Below are 3,123 nucleotides of genomic sequence, written 5' to 3' on the forward strand. Positions count from 1 at the left end.
GGCACGGGCGGTGGCCGGCGCGATCGAGCCGCGGATGCGGGCACTGAGCAGGTGGGACAGCACCAGCAGCCGGTACAGCGGCTACTGCTTGTCCTTCAGCCGGATGCCCGCCTCGGCGGCGTACGTCCGGCCGTGCGTGCCGAGGAGTTCGCGGACGACGCGCTCCTGGCGGGCCACGGCTATCCCTTCAGCGGATCGTGGCCGACCGTCATCAGCCGGTGCCGACGGCGTGTGTCCTCGGCCGTCACCTCCGGCAGCGGTTCGTTCTCCAGGTCCACCTGGGAGGTGACCCTGTCCACGACGTTCCGCATCACCCGCAGATCGTCCTCGGTCAGGTCGGTGCGCCGCTTCTGGAGGATCGCCAGGACATGCTGTCCGGTCTCGCTCCCCGCCTGGTCGGGCAGCGGCTCCGCGTCCTCGTCGGCGTCCCGCATCCGCAGCCAGGCCGCGAGTTCCTGCGAGGTCATGTTCACCACGCGGTGGAAGTCCTCCCACAGCGCGTCGAGTTCAAGGGCGTCGGTCATCGGGTGCCCCTTTCATACGTTCGTGCGCGCGCCGGTCAGCCCTCGCGGGGGAAGTTCTCGGCGTCGAACATCCACCGCTGCTTCTCCAGCTCCGCGGTGATGCTGATCAGCAGGTCCTGGGTGACCAGGTCCGCCTTCTCGGTCGCGTCGATGCGCTCGCGCAGCCGGCCGACGGCGTCCTGGAGGGACTCCACCATCACCTGGACGGCGTCCGAGTCGCGCACCCAGCCCTCCTTGGGGGCGGGCAGTGTGAAGGTCTTCGCGATGGTCTCCGGCCGACCGTCCGGCGGGACACCGAGCGCGGCGGACCGTTCCGCGACCGTGTCGGAGAAGTTCCGCGCGGCCGTCACCACCTCGTCGAGCTGGAGGTGGATGGACCGGAACCGCGGTCCGACGATGTTCCAGTGCGCCTGCTTCCCGATCAGCGAGAGTCCGAGCAGATCGACCAGGGTGTCCTGGAGTGCCTCGCAGCAGACCCGGCGGGCCTCGTCGGACAGTGTGCTCCTCACGGCCGTCATAGGGCGCTTCTCCTTCTCGCGTCGTGCTTCGTCGTCCGGAGCAGTGCGTCACGCTCCTCCTCGCAGGTCCCGCCCCACACGCCCGAGGCCTGGCCGCTGCTCAGCGCGAAGCTCAGGCACTGGCCGGTCACCGGGCAGCGCGCGCAGACCCGCTTCGCGGCCGCGACGTCCCGCAGGGCCGGACCCACCGTGCCCACGGGAAAGAACAATTCGGGGTCCTCGTCCACGCAGGCGGCGTTCCGCAACCACTCCATGACCGCGCGGGTGCCCCGGGCGCACGGGTGCAAACGCGACCCGTGACGCCTCGCGGTCGACCCCGGAGTGCTGTGCCGACCTGCGGCAAAGCCCGCTCCGAACCCGTGTGGCCCCGGAATCTTCACAGGCGGCGGGACGAGGGTCTATAGTCCGAAACTAGCAGTGCTAATTAATGTGCGGTGTGAGGAGCCTCTCGTGCGTCCCGTCCACTTCGCGGCCGCCCGCCGCACCCCCATCGGCAAACTCAGGGGAGCCCTCTCCTCGGTGCGGCCCGACGACCTCGCCGCGACCGTGATCCGCACCCTGGTCGGCGACGTGCCCGCGCTGGACCCGGCCCGCGTCGACGACGTCTATTGGGGCGCCGCCAACCAGGCCGGCGAGGACAACCGCAACGTCGCCCGCATGGCAGCCCTGCTCGCCGGCCTCCCCGAGTCCGTCCCCGGGGCGACGGTCAACCGGCTCTGCGCGTCGGGTCTGGAGGCCGTGACCACCGCCGCCCGCACCATCGCCGCGGGCGAGGCCGACATCGTGATCGCGGGCGGCTCCGAGTCGATGAGCCGCGCCCCCTTCGTCCTGCCCCGCCCCGACGAGGCCCTGCCCCACCGCATCGAGACCGTCGACACCCGCCTCGGCTGGCGCCTGGTCAACCCCGCGATGCGGGACCTGCACGGCCTGCTGTCCATGGGCGAGACGGCGGAAGAGGTCGCCGCGCGCTACGGCATCGCACGCGAACGCCAGGACGACTTCGCCCTGCGCAGCCACCAACGGGCCGCCCTCGCCCGCAAGAACGGCCACTTCGACGACGAACTCCTGCCCGTGCAACGCCCCGACGGCGTGGTCGTCGACACCGACGAGTGCGTCCGCGAGGACACCTCCTACGAGAAGCTGTCCCGGCTGAAGCCGGTCTTCCGGGACGGCGGCACGGTCACCGCGGGCAACGCCTCCCCGATGAACGACGGCGCCGCAGGTCTCCTCCTGGTCAGCGAGGAGGCCCTGAACGAACTGGGCCTTCAGTCCCTGGGCCGCTACGTCGCCGGCGCCTCCGCCGGTGTCCACCCCGACGTCATGGGCATCGGCCCGGTCCCCGCCACCCGCAAGGCACTGACCCGCGCCGGCTGGAGCGTCGGCGACCTCGAGGAGGCCGAGTTCAACGAGGCCTTCGCGGCCCAGGCCCTGGCCTGCGTGGACCAGCTCGGCATCGACCCCGACCTGGTCAACCCGAGCGGCGGCGCCATCGCCCTCGGCCACCCCCTGGGCTGCTCGGGCGCCCGGATCCTGACGACCCTGCTCCACCGGATGCGCCGTACGGGGGCGGGCCGGGGGCTGGCGACGATGTGCGTGGGGGTCGGACAGGGGAGCGCGCTTCTCGTCGAACGGGGGTAGACCGCCCCCCCCGGGCCACCAGGCGAGACGGCACTGCGGCGCCCCGTTCGGTGCACATAGCATCAGTGTTCGCATGAACACGATGACGCTCTGGAACATCACCGGCTGGGAGTTCGCCGCACTCGCCTTCGCGGCCCTCCTCGTCGGTTTCTCGAAGACCGCCGTGAGCGGGGCCAACACGGTCAGCCTCGCCATCTTCGCCGCGGTGCTGCCCGCCCGCGCCTCCACCGGCGTCCTGCTGCCGGTCCTGATCGCCGGGGACCTGCTGGCCGTCGCCACCTACCGGCGGCACGCCCACTGGCCCACCCTGTGGCGGCTGTTCCCGGCGGTCGCCGCGGGCGTCGTCGTCGGCACGGTGTTCCTGATGTGGGCGGACGACGCGATCGTGCGGACGTCGATCGGCGCGATCCTGCTGCTGATGGCGGCCGTGACGGTGTGGCGCC

General features: G+C 71.8%; 5 protein-coding genes and 1 pseudogene. 2 read left to right on the top strand and 4 right to left on the bottom strand.

Going from position 1 to position 3,123, the window contains the following annotated elements; translation table 11 throughout:
• The 4 genes and pseudogenes from ACFTZL_RS43320 to ACFTZL_RS43335 form a co-directional block, all read right to left on the bottom strand.
• Window positions 1-177, bottom strand: a pseudogene (locus ACFTZL_RS43320) (endonuclease); the annotation flags it as partial.
• Between the two features lie 2 nt (window positions 178-179).
• A complete protein-coding gene (locus ACFTZL_RS43325; RefSeq protein WP_382595660.1) occupies window positions 180-524 on the bottom strand; it encodes a DUF3140 domain-containing protein in 345 nt (114 codons plus the stop codon).
• Window positions 525-559: 35 nt separating this feature from the next.
• Window positions 560-1,042: a Dps family protein gene (locus ACFTZL_RS43330; RefSeq protein WP_382595663.1), complete on the bottom strand. Its 483-nt coding sequence runs from the start codon at window positions 1,040-1,042 to the stop codon at window positions 560-562.
• Complete coding sequence (locus ACFTZL_RS43335) at window positions 1,039-1,296, bottom strand: WhiB family transcriptional regulator (protein ID WP_382595666.1); 258 nt, start codon at window positions 1,294-1,296, stop codon at window positions 1,039-1,041. Before ACFTZL_RS43335 ends, ACFTZL_RS43330 begins: the two co-directional genes overlap by 4 nt.
• Window positions 1,297-1,492: 196 nt before the next feature.
• On the opposite strand from ACFTZL_RS43335, the gene ACFTZL_RS43340 reads away from it, so the two are divergent.
• Window positions 1,493-2,680 (top strand): thiolase family protein, encoded by a 1,188-nt coding sequence (locus ACFTZL_RS43340; RefSeq protein WP_382595669.1) that lies wholly within the window; start codon window positions 1,493-1,495, stop codon window positions 2,678-2,680.
• A 73-nt stretch (window positions 2,681-2,753) separates the two neighbouring features.
• A partial coding sequence (locus tag ACFTZL_RS43345) for a TSUP family transporter (RefSeq protein WP_382595672.1) occupies window positions 2,754-3,123 on the top strand: 370 nt, incomplete at its 3' end.

Source organism: Streptomyces sp. NPDC056948 (assembly GCF_042674225.1).
Classification (GTDB): domain Bacteria; phylum Actinomycetota; class Actinomycetes; order Streptomycetales; family Streptomycetaceae; genus Streptomyces; species Streptomyces purpurascens.